Genomic DNA, 23,511 nt, shown 5'->3' with positions numbered 1-23,511 from the left:
TGACTTCACCATGAAAACCCCTTCAGTCCTTCTGCTGGCCGGCACCTTGCTGGTCGCTGGCAGCGCCGCGCTGCTGGTCCGGGTCATGCTCAAGCCGGCACCGGCGCCCGCCCCGGCAGTGGTAGTAGCGCCCCCACCGGCGCCACCGGCGCTGCCATCGGTGCTGGTAGCCGCGCGCGACCTGCACCCCGGCGAGTTCCTCGACCCCTCAGCGGTACGCTGGCAACAACTGGAAGGCGAGCACTCGGCGCTGCTGTACTTCCTCGACAACCGCGACAACCTCGCCGTGGCCGTCGGCGGCACCGTGCGCCGCCCGCTGCGCCAAGGCCAGCCGCTGACCAGCACGCTGCTGATCAAACCTGGCGAATCGGGCTTCATTGCCGCCGTGCTGCAACCAGGCCTGCGAGCCATCTCGGTGCCAACCAGTGCGGTGGCCAGCAACTCGGGGATGATCGCTACCGGTGATCGCGTCGACGTGGTGCTGAGCCTTGAGCGCAAACAGGAAAAATCCACCGGCGATGCCGCCTCCGGCATGCCACGCCTGGCCTCGCAAACGCTGCTGCGCAACGTGCGCGTGCTGGCCTTGAACAACGTCACCCGTGGCGCCCTGACCGTGCGCGAAACGCAGCCTGAGGAAAAGGACAAGAAGCGCTACACCGCCTTCGAGACCGTAACCCTGGAAGTGACCCCGGCCCAGGCCGAGCGCCTGGCCCTGGCCAAGGAAATCGGCACGTTGCAGTTGGTACTGCGCGGCGCCCGCGAGCCGCGTCAGCCCGGAGTTACCGAGGCTTACGGCGTTACCACCCTTGGCCAGGCCACCGGCATCTACACATCCCTGCGTGAACGCGAAGGCAAGCTGCAGTTGTTCCGCGGCGACGCCTTCGAGGAAAAGCGTCTGCCCCGCTGAGCGCTAACAACCACGCCTGCCACCTGACACAGCAGCTCTTCTGGAAGTCCCACGATGAAGTTCGCCCACGCAACACTCGCTTCTTCCCTGGCCCTGGCCCTCGGCTGCGCCCTGGTTCCCCCTGCCGTGCTGGCCGAAGACAGCCAAGCCAGCACCCAGGAAAACCCAGCCGATAACTTCGAGAACTGGGGCGACCCGTCGATCTACGCCAACCTGCCGGCGACCGACGCCGATCCAGAGCCGCAAGCTGCGCCGCGCAAACCTGCGCGTGTGCTGCCACGCAAGCTGACCCAGGTGCAAGCCAACGAGACCGTCGAGCTGACCGTACGCCAGGGCCGCCTGCTGCAACTGCCGGCCTATGCCGCCAACGTGCTGGTGGCCGACCCGACCATAGCCAGCTTCCAGATCCCCTCGCCGGGCAACGTGTTCGTCTACGCCAAGGGCGCCGGCAGCACCACCTTGTACGCGCTCGATGGCAACGATCAGGTGATCAGTGCCATTACCCTGAACAGCCACTATGACCTGGCGGCCCTGAGCAAGCAGATCGCCGAAGAAGTGCCCGGCTCCCAGGTGGAGTTTGGCCCGTCTTCGGGCAATGGCCTGATCGTGCGCGGGCATGTTCGCACCCCGCAACAGGCCAAGCAGGTGATCGACGCCGTGCAGGCTTACGTGGGCGCCGAAACCGATGGTGCAGGTGGCGGTGGCGGCGGTGGTGGTGGTGCTGGCGGTGGTGCCGGTGGCGACAGCCCGCGCATCGTCAACCAACTCAAGGTCGAGCTGTCTGCCCAGGTCAACATCAGCGTGCGTATCGTCGAAGTATCGCGCTCGATGACCACCTCCCTGGGCCTGAACTGGGACGTTGCACTCAAGGACGGCAACTACTTCTTCCGCAGTGGCGCGAGCCTGTTCGACGCCACCACGGGTGCGTTCACCGGTGGCACGGTCACCAACGCAGTGGCCGGCGGCGTGCGCACCCGTGGTTCGCTGACTGTCGGCGGGCTGCTCACCGCACTGTCCGAGGACGGCCTGGCCACCGTGCTGGCCGAACCCAACCTCACCGCCATGTCCGGTGAGACCGCAGGCTTCGCCGCCGGGGGCGAAGTGCCGATCGTGATCATGAACAACAACCAAGTGACCATCGACTACAAGCAGTACGGCGTGATCATGCGCATGACGCCGACACTGCTCTCGCCCAACCGTATCAGCCTGCACGTGGCCCCCGAAGTCAGCGACCTATCCGACGACGGCGCGGTCGACCTGCAAGGCTTCACCATCCCGGCCTTCAAGGTGCGCCGCGCCGACACCACCGTGGAACTGGCCAGCGGCCAGAGCTTCGCCCTGGCCGGCATGCTGCGCAGCAACGTTGGGCAAAGCAACACGGGCGTTCCGGGCCTGAAGAACATCCCAGGCCTTGGCCGACTGTTCGAAACCGAGACCAGCACCCAGGAAGACACCGAACTGGTGATCATCGCCACCGCCTACGTGGTCGAGCCCACCGCACCGGGCGAGCTGCAAAACCCGGGGCGCGGCATCCGCTCGATGGACGCCGTACTGCCCACCGTGGCCACCGCCGGCTACCTGTTCTGAGGAGAACCATCATGTCCAAGCGCGCTTTGTTGCCCCTCCTGACGCTGGCGGTGCTGGTCAGCGGCTGTGATCGTCACGTCAACCAATACCGCGAACAACGCTTCGCGCCCTTTACCCCCGTGCCGCAGGCCAGCGTCGCGCCTTCGGCGCTGGTGGCTGCGCTCAAGGCCAGTGCCAGCGGCGGCTTTACCGCCGAGTCGCTGGACAACCTCAACAGCCTGCTCAACGCCCAAGGTCGCCTGCACAACCAGCACCTGACCTTGCAACCCTACACCCCCAGCGGCGACCGCCTGGCCCAACGTCTGGCCATCGTGCTGCGCGAGCAAGGGGTTGCCGAGGTGAGTGTGCGCCCCACCCGCCTGGATGCCCGCGAGGCCCACGACTGGGACCTGCAGGTGGTGTCCGAGGCCATCGTGGCGAAGATCCCCGATTGCAGCGTGGCCAACGCCCAGACCTGGACCGTACAGCCGTTCCATGCCGTCGGCCAGCCCGGCTGCGCGGTGCGCGCCAACATCGCCGCGATGGTCGCCGACCCGCGCGACCTGGCCCGCCCACGCGTCCTCGACAGCGCCGACGGCATCCATGCGGTGGGCGCCATGCAGCGCTACCACGAGGATGAAGTGCGCGAGTTGCTCGACATCGACTTCCAGGACTGAGCGCTTCGGCCGCTCGCAGAGAGAACCGCGACATGAACGACACAACCCTCCCCGCCCAGGACCTGATGCTGTTTGCCGCCAGCCGCGAAGAGGCGGCGCGCTTTGGCGAAATGCTCGCCCGCCTGGGCCAGTCGCCCGAGCAGGCCCAACCCGGTGGCATTGCCGCCGCCATCGCCTGGTGTCGCAGCAACCCACCGGCCGAGGTGCTGGTGGTGGATATCGACGGCGACCCGCTGCCGCTGCAATCGCTCGAAGAACTGACCCATGTGTGCGACCCGTCCTGCCCTATCGTGACCTTGGGCCGCAAGCAGGACATCGACCTGTACCGCACCCTGCTGCACAGTGGCGTCTTCGACTACCTGGCCAAGCCCGTGCCGCTGGACCTGCTGGCCAGCACCGTGGCCCGTGCGCGCAACGGCCATAGCATCGCCCAGGGCGTGCGCAGTGGGCGCACCCTGGCCATCAGCGGTGCGTCCGGTGGCGTAGGCACCAGCACTGTGGCCGCCAGCCTTGCGCTGCTGCTATCCGAACAGCGTCATACGCCCACTGCGGTGGTGGATTTCGACCGCTGCAACGGTGACCAGAGTCTGCTGCTGGGCTACGAGGGCGAAGCCGGCCTTGCCAGTGCATTGACCACCACCGAACTGGACAGCCGCCTGCTGCAACGGGCCATGGGCCGTATCAACGAGCGCCTGCACCTGCTGGCCCAGGCCCCTGACTTGCGCCCGACACACACCTTCAGCGCCGAGCACGTGCTGGAACTGGGCAGTACCCTGTGCAGCATGTTCAACCAAGTGATCTGGGACCTGCCCGCTGGCCGCCAGCACGGCAGCCTGGACGTGCTGGCCCACGCCCAGACGCGCATCCTGCTGACCGACCTGACCGTACAGGACGCGCGCAACCTGCACCGCCTGCTGCGCGAGATCGGCGATGAAAGCGAAGGCCAGCACCTGTTGCTGGTGAGCAACGCCGCGCGTGGCCAGCACCCAGGCATCATCGAGCGCAGCCAGTTCGAAGACTTCGTCGAACGGCGCATCGACCTGGCCCTGCCGTGGGCCGGCACAGCGCTGCCCGGCAGCCTGCTGGCTGGCCCGCTCAAGCTGGCGGGGGCCCCGGCGTTCCACAATGCCCTGCTCGACCTGGCTGACTTGGCCACCGGCCACACGCCGCAACGCGTCCACGCCGGCAACGGCCTGCTGGCCCGTCTCAAGCAGGCGCTGAGCCGCCAGCGCGCCGCCTGAAGGAGCCTTCGATGCTGATCAAGCAACCGCACAAACCCCGGCCGGTGCGCGCCGATGTGAAGCACGCCGCTGAACAGGCGGCGCCTGCACAACCAGAGCTGCGCGCCAGCAGCACCCAGCGCAGCGCCCAGTTGCGCCCGCTGGACACCCCCGGGGCGCAGAACCGCAAGCTGGTGCGCCATCACCTGTACGACCAGATCGACCCGCTCAAGGCCGCAGCCATGGGCCGTGACAAGCTGCGCTTGCAGATCGAGACGCTGATCCGGCGCATCTGCGACGAGCACCGCCTGCAACTGTCGCGCCCCGAAGAAGAAGCCATCGCCGAGGAAACCCTCAACGAGATGGTCGGCATCGGCCCAATCGAGCCACTGCTGGCCGATGATTCGGTCAACGACATTTTGGTCAACGGCGCTGGCCAAGTGTTCGTCGAGCGCTTCGGCAAGCTGGAACTCTCGCCCATTACCTTCGTCGACGAAGAGCACGTGTTCAACACCGCCCAGCGCATCGCCGCAGCCGTTGGCCGGCGCATCGACGAAAGCCACCCGATGGTCGATGCACGCCTGGCCGACGGCAGTCGGGTCAACGTCATCACCTACCCACTGGCAATCGACGGCACCAGCATCTCGATCCGTAAGTTCATGCGCCGCAACATGTCCCTGGAGATCCTCGCCGAGCGCGGCGCGCTGTCCATGGAGATGGTCGAGGTGCTCAAGCGGGCCATGCTGGCGCGCCTGAACATCATCGTCTCGGGCGGGACCGGTGCGGGCAAGACCACCCTGCTCAACGCGCTGTCGCAGAACATCAGCGACGCCGACCGGGTGATCACCATCGAGGACGCCGCCGAGCTGCAACTACAACAGATCCACGTGGTACGCCTGGAAACCCGTCCAGTCAGCGCCGAAGGCACCGGCAAGGTGGACCAGCGCGACCTGGTGCGCAACGCACTGCGCATGCGCCCCGACCGCATCATCCTCGGCGAGGTGCGTGGCGGGGAGTGTTTCGACATGCTCCAGGCAATGAACACCGGCCACGACGGCTCGCTGTCGACCGTGCACGCCAACACCCCACGTGACGCGATCATGCGTCTGGAAAACATGGTGATGATGGCCAGCATGCAGCTGCCGCTGGAAGCCATCCGCCGGCAGATCGCCAGTGCCGTGAACCTGATCGTACAGGTCGAGCGCATGCGCGACGGTGGCCGACGCATCGTCTCGATCACCGAGATCTGCGGCATGGAGAACGACGTGATCCAGACCCAGGAGCTGTTCGGCTTCAAGACCACCAGCGTCGATGCCAACGGCAAGCTGATCGGCCAGTACGTGGCCAGCGGCCAGCGCCCGCAGTTCTATACCTCCCACGCGCACCTGTTCGGGGGCCACGCCTGATGGACGCCCTGCTCGATCTGCTCACCGTGCTGGTGTTCCTCGCCGTGCTGCTGGCGGTACTCGCGACGCGCAGCCTACGCGCCCGTGGTCCGGACGACAAAGCGCTGGCCCTGCGCCTGGAACAGCTCAAGAAGGAACTCGCCGGCCAGGCCCGCGACAGCGCCGCGCAGCCCAGAGTTAGCGGGATCCTCAAGGACCTGGAGCACACCCCATTCGCCGAGCTGCCACTGTTTGGCGCGCACCTGGCCCGCCTATGGCTAGGCCTGCAAGTGCTGGGCTGGCGCCAGAGCCTGGTGCTGCGCGCAGGGCTCACGCTGATGGCCAGCCTGATGATCGGTGTGCTGCTGGGCCGCGAGACGTCGTTTCCGCTGCTAGGCAGCCTGCTGCTGACCCTGCTGGCCTTCGGCGTGCTGGCCAACGTCGGTTACCGCAAGGGCATGGCCCGCCACCTAAGCGAACTCAAACAAAGCCTGCCGGAGGCCATCGACGCCATCACCCGCACCGCCCGCGCCGGGGTGCCGGTGAGCAACGCCTTCGCCCTGGTGGCGCCAAACCTGCCGGGCCCACTGTCGCGGGAATTTGCCTTGATCGACAACTGGCTGCGCCTGGGCGTGCCTTTGCGCCAAGCCATGCAGGACTCGGCCAAGCGCGTACCGCTCAACGAGTATCGTTTCTTCGCGGTGATTCTGATCATCAACCAGGAGGCCGGCGGGCGCCTGGGCGAAACCCTCGACCGCCTGGCCGCCACCTTGCGTGAGCGCCAGGAACTGAACCTGAAGATCCAGGCCAAGACCTCCGAGGCCCGCGCCTCGGCCAAGATCGTCGCCTCGCTGGTGCCGCTGGCACTGGGCTACCTGTACATGAGCGCGCCGAACGACTTCAAGTTCCTGCTCAACGACCCCACCGGCAATGCCGTGCTGTTCTACGCCTTCGGCAGCGTCGCCCTGGGCCTGACGATCACCCAGCTGATGGTAAGGAGAGTGTCCTGATGGCCTGGTACGACGATCCCTGGGTAGCCCTTGCCCTGGCCGTATTGCTGGCGGGCATTGGCCTGCTGCTGATCGGCCTGCACCGCCGCGCCCAGCCTGCCCCGCTACGCGCCCGCTTGCAGGGCGAGGCCGGCAACCCCAGGCAGGCGCAACAGCAGGCCGAACACCTGACCCGCGACCAAGGCCTGCAATTGCCGCCGCGCCTGCAAGCGCTGCTGTTGCCAGTGGCGCGGTTTGGCGAGCAACTGGCCGGCAGCGACAGCGACAAACAAAAACTGCGGCGCTTGCTGAACATGGCGGGATTGCGCAGCCGTCAGGGCCTGGGGCTGCTGATGGCCGGCAAGCTGGCACTGGGCCTGAGCCTCGCGCTGGTGGTGCTGTTCGGCCTGGTGCCAGCGGGTTCGCGCCTGGGCCTGAACGGCCTGGCCGGCGGGCTGTTGGCGCTATTCGCCGGCACCACCCTGCCGGAGTTCTGGTTGCGCCTGCGCAGCGCCCGACGCGGCGAGCGTCTGGCCCGCAACCTGCCAGACGCCCTCGACCTGATGGTGATCTGCGCCGAGGCCGGCCTGCCGCTGGGCCGGGTGCTGCAAGTGGTATCCAAGGAGCTGGCGCTGTCAGCGCCGGAGCTGGCCGAAGAACTGCGCTACACCTGCGCCGAGCTGCAAATCTTGAGCGATCGCCCGCGCGCCCTGCTCAACCTGGCCGAGCGCACCGGGGTGAGCGGCATCGAAAGCATGGTAGCGACGCTGATCCAGGCCGAGCGCTACGGCACACCGCTGTCCCAGGCCCTGCGCACGATTTCCGAAGAGAGCCGCAAGACGCTGATCCTCAACCTGGAGGAACGCGCCGGCAAGCTCCCGGCCCAGCTCAGCGTGCCGCTGATGACCCTGATCCTGCCGCCTATCGTGGCGATGATGGGCGCTCCCCCCATGGTGCGCGTCATCCGCCTGCTCAGCCAATGAAACGAGACCCGAACATGCGTACCCATCGCTCCACCTTGCTGTGCTCCCTGTTGGCCCTGACCCTCAGTGGCTGTGCCAACCTCGGCTCCATGGCCGGTAACGAGCCATCACTGGACAAACAAGGCCGCGAGGCCCTCAAGCTCGCCCACACGCTGCGCGACGCCCAGCGCCTACAAGCCGCCCACGGCGTATACGCGCGCATGGACGAGCGCCAGCAACTCAGTGGCACTTACCTGCTCGAATACGCCAGCATCGCCTCGGCGGTGCGCCCGCCGCGCGAAGCGCTGGGCCTGCTGGAACGCGCCCGGCTGTCATTGGGCGGCGACCTGAAGGCGCTGCCCGACGCCCAGCGCCTGGCCCTGTGCAACGGCCTGGGGCGTGCACGCCTGGCCCTGGGCCAGAGCGCCCAGGCCGAACGCGACCTGCGCTGCGCCGTGCAGGCCGACCCGCGCAACACCCAGGCGCTCAATGGCCTGGGTGTTGCGTTGAACCTGCAAGGCCAAGGCGAGCAGGCCCGCCAGCAGTTCGAGGCCGCGCTACAGATCGACCCCGGCTACGCCCCAGCCCTGAACAACCTCGCCCTGAACTGGCTCGCCGCTGGCGACATCCCTCGCGCCATCGGCCTGCTCAATCAGGCCCGTGGCCTGGGCGATATCTCGCTGCAACTGAACCTAGCGCTGGCCTACGTGCTGGCCGGCCATGACGACACCGCGCGCAACGTGCTGCTGGAAAACCTGGCACCGGCCCAGGCCGAGGCGATCCTGGCGGGTTTTCGCACCGCCCAGTCGCGGGTCGCTGCAGGGGCGCCGTTGACCAGCGAGTTGCTTGCCGCCAGCCAGCATCCACTCAAGCTGGTCGAGGAATGAGCCGATGATCGCTGTCCGCCTGCGCGAGTTGCTCAACCAGCAGCACGGCGTCACTGCGGTGGAAACCGCACTGATCCTGCCGGTGCTCCTATTCGGGATCATGATGCTGTTCGAACTGGCGCGCATCTCGCTGATGATCGGTATCGGTAACCTGGGGCTGGAACGTGCACTACAGGACTTTCGCAGCGACAAGGCGTTCTACGAGCAAGGCCCCGAGGCCCTGCAGGACGCCATCGAGGCGCGCCTGGTGGACTACGCCTACGGCCTGCTCGACAAGGACAACTTCGTGGTCGAGATCTTCACCTTCGACACCCTGCGCCAGTTCGGTGGCGGTCAGCCCGATGCAGAGATCGACGAGCAGGACCGCTCACCGCCGGTGCTGAGCGTCACCGTCGACCTCACCCAGCCGTTCATGACGCCGTTGCCGATGCTGTTCGGCATTGGCGATGCGTTTCAGTACCAGTACCGACAACTGCTGGGCAACCTGACCAGTGACAAGGCGGAGGACTACTGAGCATGCGCGTGCCCAAGCGACAGCGCGGCAATGCGCTGGTAGAGGCTGCCTTGGTCCTGCCGCTGCTGATCGGCGCGACCTTGGTGATCGCCGACCTGTACAACGTCAGCCAGGCGCGTGCGCACCTGGAGCGTGCCGCGCACACCCTGGCCAGCACCCTGGCGCTGCAGAACCGGCTGGACTACGACGGTCTTCAGACACTGCTGGACACCGCCGTACCCGGCGCGGTATTCGGCCATTATCAAGTGGTGATCAGCAAGGTCGGGCTAGACCGCAGCCTGCAATGGAAACCACTGATGCGCGGCAGGGAGCAGGACCTGTGCCCGGTCTACTCCACCGGCACCACCTACGACGGCGAGCTACCCGAACGCACGATCACCGAAAACCGTGACGATGAGGACATGATCGACTCATCGATGCTGGTGGTGCAGCTGTGCCGGCGCAGTGCCGACCTTGCGCTGAGCAGCAACCTGCTGGTCGACAAGGACATGCAGGCGTTGGCGTTTGCGCGGATGGTCTACAACGACGTGACGCTCGACAAGCAACTGACCGAAGAGATCGGGCTGGACGAGGAATGAGGTTGTGCATGGTGCGATGATCTAGCTGCCCTTACGTGTAGCGTGGATTCGGGCCTTGCACAATCCCGTGGGAATGGGGTTGCCGGAGTGCCGGACCACCGCGAAGCAGGCGACTCGGTGCATGGCACCGAGTCGCCTGCTTCGCGGGGCAAGCCCGCTCCGGCTACACCTCCTCGTCCTCCTCGCGCCGATGCGCCCACTGATACAGCGCCGGCAACACCAGCAAGGTCAGCGCGGTCGACGACAGGATCCCGCCGATCACCACCGTCGCCAATGGTCGCTGCACCTCGGCACCCGTGCCGGTAGCCAGGGCCATCGGGATGAAGCCGAGCGATGCCACCAGGGCTGTCATCAGCACCGGCCGCAGGCGCGTCAGCGCCCCTTCCTCGACCGCCGAGCGCAGGCCACGGCCCTCCTCGCGCAGGTTGCGGATGAAGGCGATCATCACCAGGCCGTTGAGCACGGCGACACCGGACAATGCAATGAAACCCACACCTGCCGAAATCGACAGCGGAATGTCCCGCAACCACAGCGCCAGCACACCGCCGGTCAAGGCAAACGGAATCCCGGTGAACACCAGCAAGCCATCCTTGAGGTTGTTGAACATCATCAGCAGCAGCGCCATCACCAACAGCAGCGACACCGGCACCACCACCTGCAAGCGTTCGGCCGCCGACTGCAACTGCTCGAACTGACCACCCCAGCGGGTCCAGTAGCCAGGCGGAATCGGCACTTGGTCGATCAGCGCCTGCGAGGCCTGCTCGACGAACGAGCCCAAGTCGCGCCCGCGCACATTGGCACTGACCACCACCACGCGCTTGCCGTCCTCGCGGCTGATCTGGTTGGGCCCCAGTTGCAGGTTCAACGTGGCCACCTGGCCGAGCGCGATGAAGCCGATCTGCGCGGCGCCATTGGCCGCGCTGGCAGGCACGGGGATCAACAACCCGGACAACCCTTCGACATCGGTACGCAGCTTCTCCGACAGGCGTACCACCATGTCGAAGCGCCGATCCCCCTCGTACAGCGTGCCAGCGGTACGTCCGCCCACGGCGATGGCGATGGCATCCTGCACATCGCCCACGTTCAACCCGAGACGGGCGGCCTTGTCGCGGTCGATGTCGATGGTCAGCACCGGCAGGCCGGTGGTCTGCTCGACCTTCACTTCCGAAGCCCCCGGCACCTGCTCAAGGCGCGTGGCAATTTGCGCAGCCGTGCGGTTGAGCACGTCCATATCGTCGCCGAACACTTTCACCGCGACATCGCTGCGCACGCCTGAGATCAGCTCGTTGAAGCGCAGTTGGATCGGCTGCGACAGCTCGTAGTTGCTGCCCGGCACACCGGCAGCAGCACGCTGTACGTCAGCGATCAGTGCCTCGCGTGGCTTGTTCGGATCCTGCCACTGCGCGCGCGGCTTGAGCATCACGTAAGCATCGGAGATGTTCGGCGGCATCGGGTCGGCGGCGATCTCGGCGGTGCCGGTACGGGCGAACACCCGCTCGATTTCCGGCACCTGCTCGATGATGGCTTTTTCCAGACGTTGCTGCATGTCCACCGACTGCGACAGGCTGGTCCCCGGTACGCGCAAGGCCTGCAAGGCGAAGTCGCCTTCGCTCAGGCTCGGGATGAACTCGCTGCCCATGCGGCTGGCCAGCACGCCAGACAACACCACCAACGTGGCAGCCCCGGCGAAGGCCAGCTTACGCCGGCGCAACACCCAGCCCAGCACGGGTGCATAACGGCGACGCGCGGTGCGCATCACCACGCCCTCTTCTTCCTTGACCTTGCCGGTGACGAACAACGCGATGGCCGCTGGCACGAAGGTTACCGAGAGGATCATCGCCCCCAGCAACGCGAGCACCACGGTGAACGCCATGGGGTGGAACATCTTGCCCTCGACCCCGGTCAGGGCAAAGATCGGCAGGTATACCACCATGATGATCAACTGCCCGTAGATCAGCGGGCGTCTCGCCTCGCGGGCGGCGGCGAATACTTCATGGAAGCGCTCAGCGCGGCTGAGCATGCGCCCATGGCGCTGCTGGGCATGAGCCAGGCGGCGAATGGCGTTCTCCACGATCACCACCGCGCCGTCGACGATGATGCCGAAATCAAGCGCTCCCAGGCTCATCAGGTTGGCGCTGACCTTGTTGCTGAACATGCCGGTGAAGGTGAACAGCATCGACAGCGGGATCACCATGGCCGTGATCAGTGCCGCGCGGATGTTGCCCAGGAACAGGAACAGCACGGCAATCACCAGGATCGCGCCTTCGATGAGGTTCTTCTTGACCGTAGCGATGGCCTTCTCGATCAAATGGGTGCGGTCATACACGGTGACAGCCATCACCCCCTTGGGCAGGCTGCGGTTGATCTCTTCGAGCTTGGCCGCCACGGCCTGGGACACCGTGCGGCTGTTCTCGCCGATCAGCATGAACACCGTGCCCAGCACCACCTCACGGCCATTCTCGGTGGCCGCGCCGGAGCGCAGCTCCTGGCCCAGGCCCACCTGCGCCACATGGCTGACGCGAATCGGTGTGCCGTCGACACTGGAAATCACCACGTTGGCGATGTCCTCGGCCGAGGCCACCTGGCCTGGGGCGCGAATCAGCAACTGCTCGCCGTTGCGCTCGATGTAGCCGGCACCGACGTTGGCGTTGTTGCGCTCGAGCGCCGAGACCAGATCGTTGAGCGTCAGCTTGTAGGCGGCCAGGCGCTTGGGTTCCGGGGCGATCAGGTACTGTTTGGCATGCCCGCCGATGCTGTTGACCTCGGCGACACCGGGCACGTTGCGCAACTGCGGCTTGATGATCCAGTCCTGGATCACCCGCAAGTCGGTGGCGGTGTAAGGCGTGCCATCGTCCTTGAGCGCGCCTTCCTGCGCTTCGACGGTCCACAGGAAGATCTCGCCCAGGCCCGTGGAAATCGGCCCCATGGCCGCCTCGATGCCCTCGGGTAACTGTTCGCGGGCCACTTGCAGGCGCTCGTTGACCAGTTGCCGGGCGAAGAAGACATCGGTGTTGTCATCGAAGATCACCGTCACCTGCGACAGCCCCGAGCGCGACAGCGAACGGGTCTGCTGCAAGCCCGGCAGGCCAGCCATGGCAGTTTCGATGGCATAGGTGATGCGCTGCTCGGTTTCCAGCGGCGAATAGCCGGGCGCTGCGGTGTTGATCTGCACCTGCACGTTGGTGATGTCAGGCACCGCGTCGATGGGGAGTTTCTGGTAGCTGTGGATGCCCACGGCAGCCATCAGCACCACGGCGAGCATCACCACCAGGCGTTGCTCGATGGCGAACTGGATAAGGCGTTCGAACATATCAGGCATCCCTGTCAGTGGCTGTGCGCAGCCGAGCCTTTGCCCAGCTCGGACTTCAGGACAAAACTGCCAGCGGCGGCCACCAGGCTGCCGGCGCTCAAGCCTTGGCGAATTTCTACCCGCTCGCCATCACGTCGCCCCACCGTCACTGGACGGGCTTCGAAGCCCTCGTCGGTACGCACGAAGATCACGGTTTGCTCCTCCCACACCTGCAGGGCGCTCTGCGGCACCACCACGGCCGCGTCGAAGCGTTCGACGCTGACCGCAATATTGACGAACAGCCCCGGACGCCAGGCGCCGTTGGGGTTGGCCAGGGTGGCGCGGGCGGTGGCGGCGCGGTTCTGCTCGCCCAACAGGCTGCCGACGTAGTTGACCGTACCCTGTACCTGGGCGCCGAGATCGGGGGCGGTGACGGTCACACCGCTACCGCTGACCACTTTTTCCAGGTCGCGCGGGGCCACGGCGAAGGTGGCCCAGACCCGGCTCAGGTCGGACAAGGTAAAGGCATTGCTGGCCTCACCGACCACTTCGCCTACGGCCAGGTGCTTTTCCACCACCACCGCGTCGAACGGTGCGCGCAGCTCGAAGCGATTGCCACGGCCTGCCGGGGCCACGGCGGCGACCTTCTGCCCGGCGTTGGCGGCGGCGATCTCGGCCTCCTGCAAGGCCTGGCGCGCTTGCAAGTAATCCTGCTCGGCGCTGATACGCTCCTGCCACAGTTGTTTCTCACGACTGAAGGTCAGGCGTGCCAACTCCAGGCGGCGCTGGGCGGCCTGCTGCTCGCTGCGCAGCTCGGAGATCTGCTGGCTGGCAATCACCGCCAGCACCTGGCCCCGCTTGACTATCTGGCCCAGTTCAGCGTGCACCGACTCGACCACACCCGGCACCCGTGGCACCACATGGGCCGTGCGATCCTCGTCGAAGCGGATCTCACCTGGAAAACTGATGGCGCTGCCTAGCGCCTCGGGACCGGCAGTGACCACCTGCACGCCAGCAGCCTGGATCTGCTCGGCGGACAAGTGCAGTTGGCCTTCTGCGTCGGCGTGGTCCGCGCTTTGGCCAACGCCGTTTTTTTCGTCGTCATGACCATGGCCTTCGTCACCATGGTCGTCATGTTGGGCTTGGCTGCTGGCCTGGCCGAGGGTGCCGGTCCAGGCCAGAGCGCCGAGGCCGAGGGCGGCCAGGGCGGTGGCGAGAATCGCGAGTTTGCGGGGGGTGGTCATGGGGGCTCCTGCTGGGTAATGGGGTCGGTTCGCACGCCGTCGTGGGGCTTAAAGCTGGCCGTAGATGCGTTCCACCTGCGCCTTCGCATCGACGGCCTGGGCCAGTGCATCGAGGTACAGCCCGCGTGCCTCGATCAACGTGCGCTGGGCATCGAGCACCTCGATGAAAGCGAACTTGCCCGTCTCGAAACCACGGGTGGCGGTGTCCACGGCCTGCTGCGCCGAGGGCAGGATGGTGCGGTCATAGGCCTGCACCTCGCCCATGGCCGTGGCCCACTGCTGCACCGCGCTGAGAGTGTCGCTACGCAGGCGCAGGGCCACTGCATTGCGCAGGTCACGGGCCTGGTCTGCACGCCGGGCAGCGGCCAGCACGTTGCCCTGGTTGCGGTCGAACAACGGCAACGGCATCGACAGCCCAATCAGGTTGACGCGCTCGCGCTCCTCGCGGCTGTACTGGCTGCCGAGGCTGACGGTCAGGTTGGGAATCCGCTGAGCCTTCTCCGACCCCAGGCTGGCCTCGCTGCGCTCGATCTGTGCAGCGGCCAGGCGCCATTCGGCGGTCTGCTCGACCTTGGCCAGCAGGTTCTCGACCTCTGGCGCAGGGCCTGGCGACAGGGTGTTGTCGTCAAGGCGCTCGAAACCGGCCTCGGCGCTGCCGGTCAGCCGCGCCAAGGCTTGCCAGGCGATGCTGCGTGCACTCTGCGCGCGGCGTACCGCAGCTTGAGCCTGGGCCAGCTGGACCTGGGCGCGGGTGGCCTCGACCGGCGACGATTGACCGGCCTTGACCCGCCCCTCGACAACCCGCACTCCGCGTTCGGTCAGGGCCTGGGACTGCTGCGCTAGCTCCAGTGCGGTCTGCGCGCGCAGTGCCGCGTGGTAGGCCTGGATCACCTCGGCGCGCAAAACGTTGCGCTGGCGTTCAAGTGCCAGCCGAGCGATCAGTTGGCCTGCCTCGGCGACGTCGACACGCGCACGGCGCTTGCCGCCCAGCTCCAGCGGCTGGCTCAGCATGAGCGTGGTGGTGCGGCTGTCGCGGCGCGTGTCCTCGACCTCCCACGACAGCTCGGGGTTGGGAATCAACCCAGCCTGAAGGCGCTCGCCCTCGGCCATGCCAATCTCACGGCCGACTGCCGCAAGCTCGGGGTTCTGTGCAGACGCAGCGTCGAGCGCCTGGGCCAGGCTCAGCCCATCGGCGGCGGCAGGGCCGCTCAGCAACAGGCAGAGCAAGGCGATCTTGCGGGGTAAGGGCACGGCTAAAGTCCTCGTCGACATGGGCGAGGGACTGTAGGCAGGCGCGGTTATCGGCGCGGTGGCATGAACATTACAATTCTGTCATCCAGTCCGATAATCGCCCATTTTCCAAGATCAAGGATTTGACGAAACTAACCGGATAGTACAAAACTCGGGATAACCAAAAACAACAAAGCGATACCCCCGCCATGACACCCCGAATCCTCGTGCTCAACGGCCCGAACCTGAACCTGCTGGGCACCCGAGAACCGGCCCAGTACGGCCACGAAACCCTGGCTGATGTGGCCAACCTGTGCGCCGACAGCGCGCGCGCCCAAGGCCTGGAGCTGGAGTTCCGCCAGACCAACCACGAAGGCGAGTTGATCGACTGGATCCACGCCGCCCGTGGCCGCTGCCACGGCATCGTCATCAATCCCGCCGCCTGGACGCACACGTCGGTGGCCATCCGCGACGCCCTGGTGGCTGCCGAGCTGCCGGTGATCGAGGTACACCTGTCCAACGTGCACAAACGCGAACCCTTCCGCCACCTGTCGTTCGTCTCCAGCATCGCCGTGGGAGTGATCTGCGGCTTGGGCAGTCAGGGCTACCGCATGGCCCTTGCCTGGTTCGGCGAACACTTCAAGGAGCAACACGCATGAGCCGCACAGGCATCCTCGCCGGCCTGATCGGTCGCGGCATCCAAGCCTCACTTACGCCGGCGCTGCACGAGCATGAGGGTGACGCCCAGGCGCTTCGCTACTTGTACCGGCTGATCGACGCTGACCAGTTGGGGCTGGACGACAGCGCCCTGCCCCAGTTGCTGGACGCCGCGCAGAACACCGGCTTCACCGGGCTAAACATCACGTTTCCGTTCAAGCAGGCGATCCTGCCGCTGCTCGATGAACTGTCGGATGAAGCACGGGGTATCGGTGCGGTGAATACCGTGGTCCTGCGCGACGGCAAGCGCGTCGGCCACAACACCGACTGCCTGGGGTTTGCCGAAGGCTTTCGACGCGGCCTGCCGGGGGTGAACAAAGGCCTGGTGGTGCAGTTGGGCGCAGGCGGCGCGGGGTCTGCGGTGGCGCATGCGCTGCTGGCCGAAGGCGTCCAGACACTGGTGCTGTTCGAGGTGGATGCGGCTCGCGGCCAAGCCTTGGTGGAAAACCTGGCAGCGCGCTTTGGGCCCGGGCGCGCGGTGCTGGGCAGTGATCTGGCCGCAGTGCTGGGCGACGCCGATGGCCTGGTCAACACCACACCGGTCGGCATGGCCAAGCTGCCAGGCATGCCACTGCCGGAGGGGCTGCTTCACGCGCGCTTGTGGGTGGCAGAGATCATCTACTTCCCACTGCAAACCGAGTTGCTGCGTCAGGCGCGCGCGCTGGGCTGCCGCACCCTGGATGGCGGCACCATGGCGGTGTTCCAGGCCGTCAAAGCCTTCGAGTTGTTCAGCGGGCGCCCAGCCGATGCTGAACGCATGCAGGCGCATTTCGCACGTCTCGTGTGATAGCCGCGATTGCGGGGCCGCGCCTTGCCCCGCACAACTTGGCTAATTTCAGCTGACCGCCCCGATGAAGTTCGCCAGCTCCGCCGTGCGCGGCGCGGCGAACACCTCGCGTGGGTGGCCGGTTTCATGCACCTTGCCCTGGTGCATGAACACCAGCTTGTCACCGACCTCGCGGGCGAAGCGCATCTCATGGGTGACCATGATCAAGGTCATACCCTCCTTGGCCAGCTGGCGCACCACCCCAAGCACTTCATTGACCAGTTCGGGATCCAGCGCCGAGGTGATCTCGTCACACAGCAACACCTTGGGCGACATGGCCAGGGCCCGGGCGATCGCCACTCGCTGCTGCTGCCCGCCAGACAGCCGATCCGGGTAGGCATCGATCTTGTCGGCCAACCCCACCCGCTCGAGCATCTGCTCGGCCAGGCGGCGCGCATCAGCCTTACTGGCGCGCTTGACCACCTGCGGTGCGAGCATCACGTTCTCGCCCACGGTCAGGTGCGGGAACAGGTTGAACTGTTGGAACACCATGCCGACCTTCTGACGCAGCGCGCGCAAGTCGGCGCGGCTGGCGTCGAGGTACTCGCCGTCCACCTCGATCACCCCGTCGTTGATCGATTCAAGGCCATTGAGGGTGCGCAGGAAGGTGCTCTTGCCTGAGCCACTGCGGCCGATGATGGCCACCACCTCGCCCTCCTCAATGCTCAGGTCCACGCCCTTGAGCACGTGATTGTCGCCATAGTACTTGTGCAGCGCAGACACTCTAAGCAGGGGCATGCAGCCTCCTTTCCAGGTAACGGGCGCTCAGCGAGAGCGGGTAGCAGAGGATGAAATAGCCCACGGCCACCAGGCCGTAGATAAGGAAGGGTTCGAAGGTTGCGTTGGCGAGCATGCCGCCAGTCTTGGTCAACTCGGTGAAACCGATGATCGACGTCACTGCCGTGCCCTTGACCACCTGCACCGAAAAGCCCACGGTCGGGGCAATCGCGATGCGCAGCGCCTGCGGCAGGATCACATGGCGCAACTGTTCAAGCCGACTCAGGGCCAGGCTGCCGGAGGCCTCCCACTGCCCGCGCGGAATCGACTCCACGCAGCCGCGCCAGATCTCGGCGAGAAACGCGCTGCTGAACAGGGTCAGGGCGATGGCCGCTGCCATCCACGCCGACACGTCGATACCGAACAGCGCGATGCCAAAGAACACCATGAACAGCTGCATCAGCAACGGCGTGCCCTGAAACAGCTCGATGTAACCACGCGCGACGCCGCGCAGCAGCGTGTTGTCGCTGATCCGCGCCACCAGCAGCAAGAGCCCGGCCAGGCTGCCGCAGGCGAACGCCACCAGCGACAGCAGCAAGGTCCACTGCAACCCGGTCAACAGGTTGCGCACGATATCCCATAGGGTGAAATCCATTCAGCGTCTCCCCATCAGCAAACGCTGGCCGATCCAGGCCAGCAGTTGGCGCACCACAATGGCCATCAGCAGGTACAGCACAGTGGTCAGCAGGTAGGTCTCGAAGGCGCGGAAGTTGCGGGATTGAATGAAGTTGGCGGCGAACGACAACTCCTCGGTGGCGATCTGCGAACACACCGCCGAACCCAGCATGACGATCACGATCTGGCTCGACAGCGCCGGCCAGACCTTGGCCAGTGCCGGTTGCAGCACCACGTAGCGAAACGCCTCGAAACGGCTCATGGCCAGCGCCGCAGCGGCCTCCAGCTGGCCCTTTGGAATCGCCTGGATGCCCGCACGGATGATCTCGGTGGAATACGCCCCCAGGTTGATCACCATCGCCAGCGAGGCCGCCTGCCATTCGCTCAGACGCACGCCCAGCGCCGGCAAACCGAAGAAGATGAAGAACAACTGGACGATGAACGGGGTGTTGCGGATCAGCTCCACATACAAACCGAACACCCCATCGAACGGCCGCAGGCGCCAGGCGCGGACCACCGCGCCGACAACGCCGATGGCCACCCCGAACACGGTGCCGACCACCGTCAGCTCCAAGGTGAACAGTGCCCCCTTGAGCAACAGGTCGGCCTGGGCCAGCACTGGGGCAAAATCGAATTGATAAGCCATCGGTCAGGTGCTCAGAGGTCGGCTGGCAGCGGCTGCTTGAGCCATTTTTCGGCATTCTGGTTCAGGCTGCCGTCGGCCTTGGCGGCCTCCAGGGTGGCGTTGACCTTCTCCAGCAGCGCCGGCTCGTTCTTGGCCAGGCCTACGTACACCGGCGAATCCTTGAGCTTGACCTTCATCACCGGGACCTTGGCCGGGTTCTTCTCGGCGATGGCCGCCATGACCACGCTGCCGCTGGCGATCAGCTCGACCTGGCCGGACAGGTACGCGGCGATAGTCGAGTTGTTGTCTTCGAAGCGCTTGATGACCGTGCCCTTGGGCGCGACGGCGCTCAGTTCCATGTCTTCGATAGCGCCACGGGTGACGCTGATGGTCTTGCCAGCGATGGCGTCGATGCTGCCGATTTGTGCGTCGGCCGGGCCGAACACAGCCAGGTAGAAAGGTGCGTAGGGGCGCGAGAAATCGATCACCGCTGCGCGCTCGGGGTTCTTGCCAAGGCTTGAGATCACCAGGTCGACCTTGCCAGTGGTGAGGAACGGAATGCGGTTGGTGCTGTTGACCGGGGTCAACGCCAGCTTCACACCGAGCTTATCGGCCAGCAGTTGCGCGGTGTCGATGTCGAGCCCACGAGGCTTGAGGTCGGGACCGACCGAACCGAATGGGGGGAAGTCCTGGGGCACGGCGACCTTGAGCACGCCACGGGCGGTGATATCAGCCAGCGCATCGGCCTGGACCACAGGCAGCGCCAGGCTGGTGCCGCAGAACAGGGTTGCCAGGAAAAGGGAACGGATCATTTTCATCGAAAGGCCTCGCGCAGGAATCCAGGAAAGGGACCACAGGGCTAGTGCACGGGTCATGCCAGACTGGGTAAAACCCACGAACGACGCGGGTCGGGCGTCATCACCGAGGTCTTACTGGTCTGAACAGTTGAACCGATCCGGGGCGGCCTTGCCCTGCTTTCGCGCAGCCGCCAGCAGCACTGCGCCACAACGAAGCAAGGCTTGCCAGGCTGGGCGAATTCGCCGTAAAAGGGTGCCCATTGCCCTCAGACCGGTTCCTTCAGCATGCTTGCCACCCCCGCCCGCCCCGTCCCGGAAGTCGCCTTGCAAGCGATCCGCAAACTGATCGAGGAAGACGGCTACCAGCCCGGCGACGCCCTACCCTCGCAGCGTGACCTGGCCGAACGTCTGGGGGTCAGCCGGGCGTCGCTGCGTGAGGCGCTGTCTTCGCTCAGTGCATTGGGGCTGGTCAGCGTGCAACCGGGCAAGGGCGTATTCGTCCAATCACCGGCCTCGGGGGCGCCTGCGTCTGGCGGTTTTGCCTGGCCGTATGCCGAGCAGGTCTCGGCCGCCGATACCTTCCAGTTGCGCTACGCCCTGGAAGGTTTTGCCGCAGGCCAAGCGGCCCTGGCGCTCACGGCGGACGACCTGGACGCCTTGCAGGCCAACGTCGAGGCCATGGCCATCGAGCTGCGCGCCGGGCGCTTCGAAGCCGCGGCGCGGCTGGATTTCATCTTCCATCAGAAGCTGCTGCAAGCGAGCGGCAACCGCGCGATGCTGCAGGTGATCACCGCCAGCCAGGAAATCTTTCTGGAGAGCCAGAAACTGCCCTTCATCCGGCCAGAGCGGGCCATGGAAACCTGGCAGGAGCACCGCAAGATCCTGCGCGCCCTCACCCGTCGTTCACAAGCTGGGGCGCAGCGCGCGATGCAGGAGCACATTCGCAATGCCGCAGCACGCACCGGGGTGGTGTTTGCTGGCTAAGGCCTCTGCGCTGGCTCAGGCCTTGATGTAGCGCATCACCGCCTCGCAGATCACCTGCTTCTGGCGTTGCTTGATCTGCTCATCCGACAAGTCGATCTGGAAGATGTCGCCGAAGGTGTGGCGGTTCGATACCCGGTAGAAGCAGAACGAGCTCATCAGCATGTGCAGGTCGATCACCTCGATGCCGGCACGGAACACACCCTGCTCGACGCCACGGGCGAGGATCTTGCCCAAGGCCTCAAGCACCATGCTGCTCATCTGACGGATCGCCGGTGATTGCTTGACGTATTCGCCATAGTGAATGTTCTCGGTGCAGACGATGCGCACGAAATCGACGTTGTTGGCATGGTGATCGAACGTGAACTCCACCAAGCGCTGAATCGCTTGCTCGGCCGGCAGCGACTCCAGGTCCAGGCCGTGCTCGGTCTTGCGAATATCGCCGTAGAGTTTGACCAGGCACTCGACGTACAGCTGCTCCTTGCTGCCGAAGTAGTAATAGATCATGCGCTTGGAGGTGGCGGTGCGCTCGGCGATGGCATCCACCCGGGCGCCGGCCAGGCCCTGTTGGACGAACTCGGTGATGGCCGCCTGGAGGATGTTCTCGCGGGTCTTCTCCGGGTTGTTCTTGCGCGTCTTGCGCGTGCCCTCGGCTTCAGGCTGGACGTGCGACTCACTCATACCAACTCACAGGCTCGTTATTCGAATCCGTACGATTATCCGTGAGCCGGGCGGCACAGGGAAGCGCGCTGTTGGTCGCGAACGTTCAGCCTTCAACTGCGCGGTTGGTCACGCCAAATGGCACATGCACCGACGGCACCACGGTGCTGGTGCGCTTGAGGTGCCCGGACTGATCGTCGAAGAAGATATGCGGCTTGAGCACTTGTAGCACCCGGCGCTTGTCGATACCGCCCAGGAAGAACGCATCGTTGGCCATCACCCCCCAGCTCTTGAGGGTATTGAGCGCACGCTCGTGGGATGGCGCGTTGCGCGCGGTGACGATCGACACCCGCACGCGGTTGACGTAGTCCGGGTGCCGCAGCTTATACGCTTCCTCTTCGGCCTGAATGCGCGCGATGCGCACGAAAAACGCCTTCAACGGCCCTGGATTGTGCGGCTGGGCGACGTTCTTGACCTCGAACGCGTGAAAATGGTCCAGCCCGCCGGCCTGCATCACCGCCTCCGACTCATCCCCGGCCAGCACGCCATCGAAGTCGAAGGCAATGCGCAGGTTGGCGTCACTTTCGTCATCATCGAATTGTGAATCGAGCACCTGACCGGCCGGATAGCCGGCTTGGATCGCGGCATCGACGTGCTGCTTGTCGGCAGACAAGAACAGCGCGATGTTCAGCGCCGGGATGTATTCGTAGGGGGATCGGCCCTGGGTGAAGATCGCCCGGGTCATGTTCAGGCCGTAATGCTTGATGGTCTTCATGACCCGCAATCCGGTGTCCGGGTCGTTCTGCGACAACAGCACCACCTCGACCAACGGGTCTTCCGGGTCGCTGCGCAGATCATTGAGCGCCAACAGGCGCTTGATGAACGGATAGGCGATACCCTTGCCCAGCGGCATGTCCAGGTGCTGCTCCTGATACTTGCGATACTGCGCCTCGCCATCACGCCGAAACACCGCGTCCGACTCGCTGAGGTCGAACACCGCACTTGAGGCGACGCCGATTACCAGGCGATCGTCCAGTTCGAAAGGCATGCTGCAATCCTTGTGGGCAAAGGAATCAGAACGCCGCCCAGGGTCGGGGGCGCCAGGGCGAGCTTACACCAGACACCAGCGACTGGCGCGGCTGACCGAAGCCGATCAACACCGGTTCACTGGCACAACCGCCCCAGGGCCTCCAGCACATGCCCGGTCGCCCGCTCAATCTCTGCATCGCGGCTGGCGATCCCCAACTGGCGCCACAACCCTGGCCGCAAGGGACGCTGGACGATTCGCGGATCCTGGGCCTGCACCTGGCCCTCCTGAGGCAACAAGGTCGCCCCGTAGCCCGCCGCCACCAGGCTTTTGATCGCATCGTTGAAATTCAGCTCGATGCGCGGCTCAGGGTACAGCCCAGCACCGGCGAACCACTCCGAGGTCACCCGCGACAGCTGCGTGGTGCTGTCATTGAGGATCAGCGCGCGCCCCGCCAGCCACGCCGGGGTGATGCGTGCCGGCGGCTGCCAGTCGGCAGGTAGGTAAGCCATGATCGGATCGCGCCGCCAGGGCGTAAGCCTCACGCCCTTGCTCGCCACCTGCGGCAAGGCCACCAAGCCGATATCCAGAGTGCCCTCGCGCAGGCGCGCCAGGGACGCCTGGGAAGTGAGCACCTGCACCTGCACGTCGATCCCGGGGTGATCCACCCGCAATGCCTGCAACGCCTGCGGCAGCAGGTGCGCGATAGCGCCGGTGGAGGCCCCCAGGCGCACCCGGCCGGTCAGGCCCTCGACCTGCCGGCGTACCTCATCCAGTGCTTGGTCAGCATCGGCCAGCAGGCGCCGGGCACGCGCCAGCAGGGTTTGGCCGACCGGTGTCGGGCGCACCTGACCACGGGTGCGCGTCAACAACGGCGCGCCAACCCTGGCTTCAAGCTCGGCCACGTGCAGGCTGATGGTCGGTGGCGCCAGGTTGAGCTGACGGGCGGCGTCGGCGAACGAGCCGTGGTCGGCGATCACCACCAGGGTACGCAAGCGGTCAAGACTGATTTCGCGCATGGTCGTAATTCAGTTTTTC

The 23,511-nt window shown here is 65.7% G+C and carries 23 protein-coding genes; 13 read left to right on the top strand and 10 right to left on the bottom strand.

What is annotated here, in order from left to right:
- Positions 1-10: 10 nt before the first annotated feature.
- Genes cpaB through ACNFIC_RS01145 form a run of 10 tightly spaced genes read left to right on the top strand, consistent with a single transcriptional unit; the run spans position 11 to position 9,685 of the window.
- Positions 11-907, top strand: coding sequence for a Flp pilus assembly protein CpaB (cpaB, locus tag ACNFIC_RS01190; RefSeq protein ID WP_138217399.1), 897 nt, complete (start codon positions 11-13; stop codon positions 905-907).
- A 54-nt stretch (positions 908-961) separates the two neighbouring features.
- Positions 962-2,494 carry a type II and III secretion system protein family protein gene (locus ACNFIC_RS01185; RefSeq protein ID WP_138217398.1) on the top strand — a complete coding sequence of 511 codons (1,533 nt, stop codon included), beginning with the start codon at positions 962-964 and terminating at the stop codon, positions 2,492-2,494.
- Between the two features lie 11 nt (positions 2,495-2,505).
- Complete coding sequence (locus ACNFIC_RS01180; protein WP_138217397.1) at positions 2,506-3,150, top strand: CpaD family pilus assembly lipoprotein; 645 nt, start codon at positions 2,506-2,508, stop codon at positions 3,148-3,150.
- Between the two features lie 32 nt (positions 3,151-3,182).
- Positions 3,183-4,391, top strand: coding sequence for an AAA family ATPase (locus ACNFIC_RS01175; protein WP_138217396.1), 1,209 nt, complete (start codon positions 3,183-3,185; stop codon positions 4,389-4,391).
- An 11-nt stretch (positions 4,392-4,402) separates the two neighbouring features.
- Positions 4,403-5,776 (top strand): CpaF family protein, encoded by a 1,374-nt coding sequence (locus ACNFIC_RS01170; RefSeq protein ID WP_416779389.1) that lies wholly within the window; start codon positions 4,403-4,405, stop codon positions 5,774-5,776.
- Positions 5,776-6,765 carry a type II secretion system F family protein gene (locus ACNFIC_RS01165; RefSeq protein WP_416779387.1) on the top strand — a complete coding sequence of 330 codons (990 nt, stop codon included), beginning with the start codon at positions 5,776-5,778 and terminating at the stop codon, positions 6,763-6,765. Before ACNFIC_RS01170 ends, ACNFIC_RS01165 begins: the two co-directional genes overlap by 1 nt.
- Positions 6,765-7,727, top strand: a complete 963-nt coding sequence (locus ACNFIC_RS01160) for a type II secretion system F family protein (RefSeq protein WP_138217393.1) — start codon at positions 6,765-6,767, stop codon at positions 7,725-7,727. Before ACNFIC_RS01165 ends, ACNFIC_RS01160 begins: the two co-directional genes overlap by 1 nt.
- Positions 7,728-7,741: 14 nt before the next feature.
- On the top strand, positions 7,742-8,593 hold the full coding sequence (locus ACNFIC_RS01155; protein WP_171030885.1) for a tetratricopeptide repeat protein: 852 nt from the start codon (positions 7,742-7,744) through the stop codon (positions 8,591-8,593).
- 4 nt (positions 8,594-8,597) lie between these two features.
- Positions 8,598-9,107 (top strand): TadE/TadG family type IV pilus assembly protein, encoded by a 510-nt coding sequence (locus ACNFIC_RS01150; protein WP_138217391.1) that lies wholly within the window; start codon positions 8,598-8,600, stop codon positions 9,105-9,107.
- Between the two features lie 2 nt (positions 9,108-9,109).
- Positions 9,110-9,685 (top strand): TadE/TadG family type IV pilus assembly protein, encoded by a 576-nt coding sequence (locus tag ACNFIC_RS01145; RefSeq protein WP_416779384.1) that lies wholly within the window; start codon positions 9,110-9,112, stop codon positions 9,683-9,685.
- Positions 9,686-9,848: 163 nt separating this feature from the next.
- On the opposite strand, the gene ACNFIC_RS01140 is transcribed toward ACNFIC_RS01145, so the two are convergent.
- Genes ACNFIC_RS01140 through ACNFIC_RS01130 form a run of 3 tightly spaced genes read right to left on the bottom strand, consistent with a single transcriptional unit; the run spans position 9,849 to position 15,469 of the window.
- Positions 9,849-12,995 carry an efflux RND transporter permease subunit gene (locus tag ACNFIC_RS01140; RefSeq protein ID WP_416779382.1) on the bottom strand — a complete coding sequence of 1,049 codons (3,147 nt, stop codon included), beginning with the start codon at positions 12,993-12,995 and terminating at the stop codon, positions 9,849-9,851.
- 14 nt (positions 12,996-13,009) lie between these two features.
- Positions 13,010-14,218, bottom strand: coding sequence for an efflux RND transporter periplasmic adaptor subunit (locus ACNFIC_RS01135; RefSeq protein ID WP_416779380.1), 1,209 nt, complete (start codon positions 14,216-14,218; stop codon positions 13,010-13,012).
- A 48-nt stretch (positions 14,219-14,266) separates the two neighbouring features.
- On the bottom strand, positions 14,267-15,469 hold the full coding sequence (locus ACNFIC_RS01130; RefSeq protein ID WP_416779378.1) for a TolC family protein: 1,203 nt from the start codon (positions 15,467-15,469) through the stop codon (positions 14,267-14,269).
- Positions 15,470-15,657: 188 nt separating this feature from the next.
- On the opposite strand from ACNFIC_RS01130, the gene aroQ reads away from it, so the two are divergent.
- Positions 15,658-16,107, top strand: a complete 450-nt coding sequence (gene aroQ, locus ACNFIC_RS01125; protein ID WP_138217386.1) for a type II 3-dehydroquinate dehydratase — start codon at positions 15,658-15,660, stop codon at positions 16,105-16,107.
- Positions 16,104-16,952 carry a shikimate dehydrogenase gene (locus tag ACNFIC_RS01120; RefSeq protein ID WP_138217385.1) on the top strand — a complete coding sequence of 283 codons (849 nt, stop codon included), beginning with the start codon at positions 16,104-16,106 and terminating at the stop codon, positions 16,950-16,952. Before aroQ ends, ACNFIC_RS01120 begins: the two co-directional genes overlap by 4 nt.
- A gap of 48 nt (positions 16,953-17,000) precedes the next feature.
- Here the strand turns inward: ACNFIC_RS01120 and ACNFIC_RS01115 are convergent, their stop codons facing one another.
- Genes ACNFIC_RS01115 through ACNFIC_RS01100 form a run of 4 tightly spaced genes read right to left on the bottom strand, consistent with a single transcriptional unit; the run spans position 17,001 to position 19,826 of the window.
- Positions 17,001-17,729, bottom strand: coding sequence for an amino acid ABC transporter ATP-binding protein (locus ACNFIC_RS01115; RefSeq protein ID WP_138217384.1), 729 nt, complete (start codon positions 17,727-17,729; stop codon positions 17,001-17,003).
- Positions 17,716-18,363, bottom strand: a complete 648-nt coding sequence (locus ACNFIC_RS01110) for an amino acid ABC transporter permease (RefSeq protein WP_138217383.1) — start codon at positions 18,361-18,363, stop codon at positions 17,716-17,718. Before ACNFIC_RS01110 ends, ACNFIC_RS01115 begins: the two co-directional genes overlap by 14 nt.
- A complete protein-coding gene (locus ACNFIC_RS01105; RefSeq protein WP_416779375.1) occupies positions 18,364-19,029 on the bottom strand; it encodes an amino acid ABC transporter permease in 666 nt (221 codons plus the stop codon).
- Between the two features lie 11 nt (positions 19,030-19,040).
- Positions 19,041-19,826: a transporter substrate-binding domain-containing protein gene (locus ACNFIC_RS01100; RefSeq protein WP_138217381.1), complete on the bottom strand. Its 786-nt coding sequence runs from the start codon at positions 19,824-19,826 to the stop codon at positions 19,041-19,043.
- 264 nt (positions 19,827-20,090) lie between these two features.
- On the opposite strand from ACNFIC_RS01100, the gene ACNFIC_RS01095 reads away from it, so the two are divergent.
- Positions 20,091-20,789 (top strand): FadR/GntR family transcriptional regulator, encoded by a 699-nt coding sequence (locus ACNFIC_RS01095; RefSeq protein WP_138217380.1) that lies wholly within the window; start codon positions 20,091-20,093, stop codon positions 20,787-20,789.
- 15 nt (positions 20,790-20,804) lie between these two features.
- Here ACNFIC_RS01095 and ACNFIC_RS01090 read toward each other — a convergent pair whose 3' ends face one another.
- The 3 genes from ACNFIC_RS01090 to ACNFIC_RS01080 all read right to left on the bottom strand — a co-directional run bounded on the left by ACNFIC_RS01090 (position 20,805) and on the right by ACNFIC_RS01080 (position 23,492).
- On the bottom strand, positions 20,805-21,467 hold the full coding sequence (locus ACNFIC_RS01090) for a TetR/AcrR family transcriptional regulator (RefSeq protein WP_138217379.1): 663 nt from the start codon (positions 21,465-21,467) through the stop codon (positions 20,805-20,807).
- A gap of 85 nt (positions 21,468-21,552) precedes the next feature.
- On the bottom strand, positions 21,553-22,494 hold the full coding sequence (locus ACNFIC_RS01085; RefSeq protein ID WP_138217378.1) for a 5'-nucleotidase: 942 nt from the start codon (positions 22,492-22,494) through the stop codon (positions 21,553-21,555).
- Between the two features lie 116 nt (positions 22,495-22,610).
- A complete protein-coding gene (locus ACNFIC_RS01080; RefSeq protein WP_416779372.1) occupies positions 22,611-23,492 on the bottom strand; it encodes a LysR family transcriptional regulator in 882 nt (293 codons plus the stop codon).
- Positions 23,493-23,511 lie beyond the last annotated feature (19 nt).

Origin of the sequence: Pseudomonas sp. NY15463 (genome assembly GCF_048068415.1) — a bacterium.
Lineage (GTDB): Bacteria > Pseudomonadota > Gammaproteobacteria > Pseudomonadales > Pseudomonadaceae > Aquipseudomonas > Aquipseudomonas mosselii_C.
This window is presented reverse-complemented; position numbering and strand designations above follow the sequence as displayed.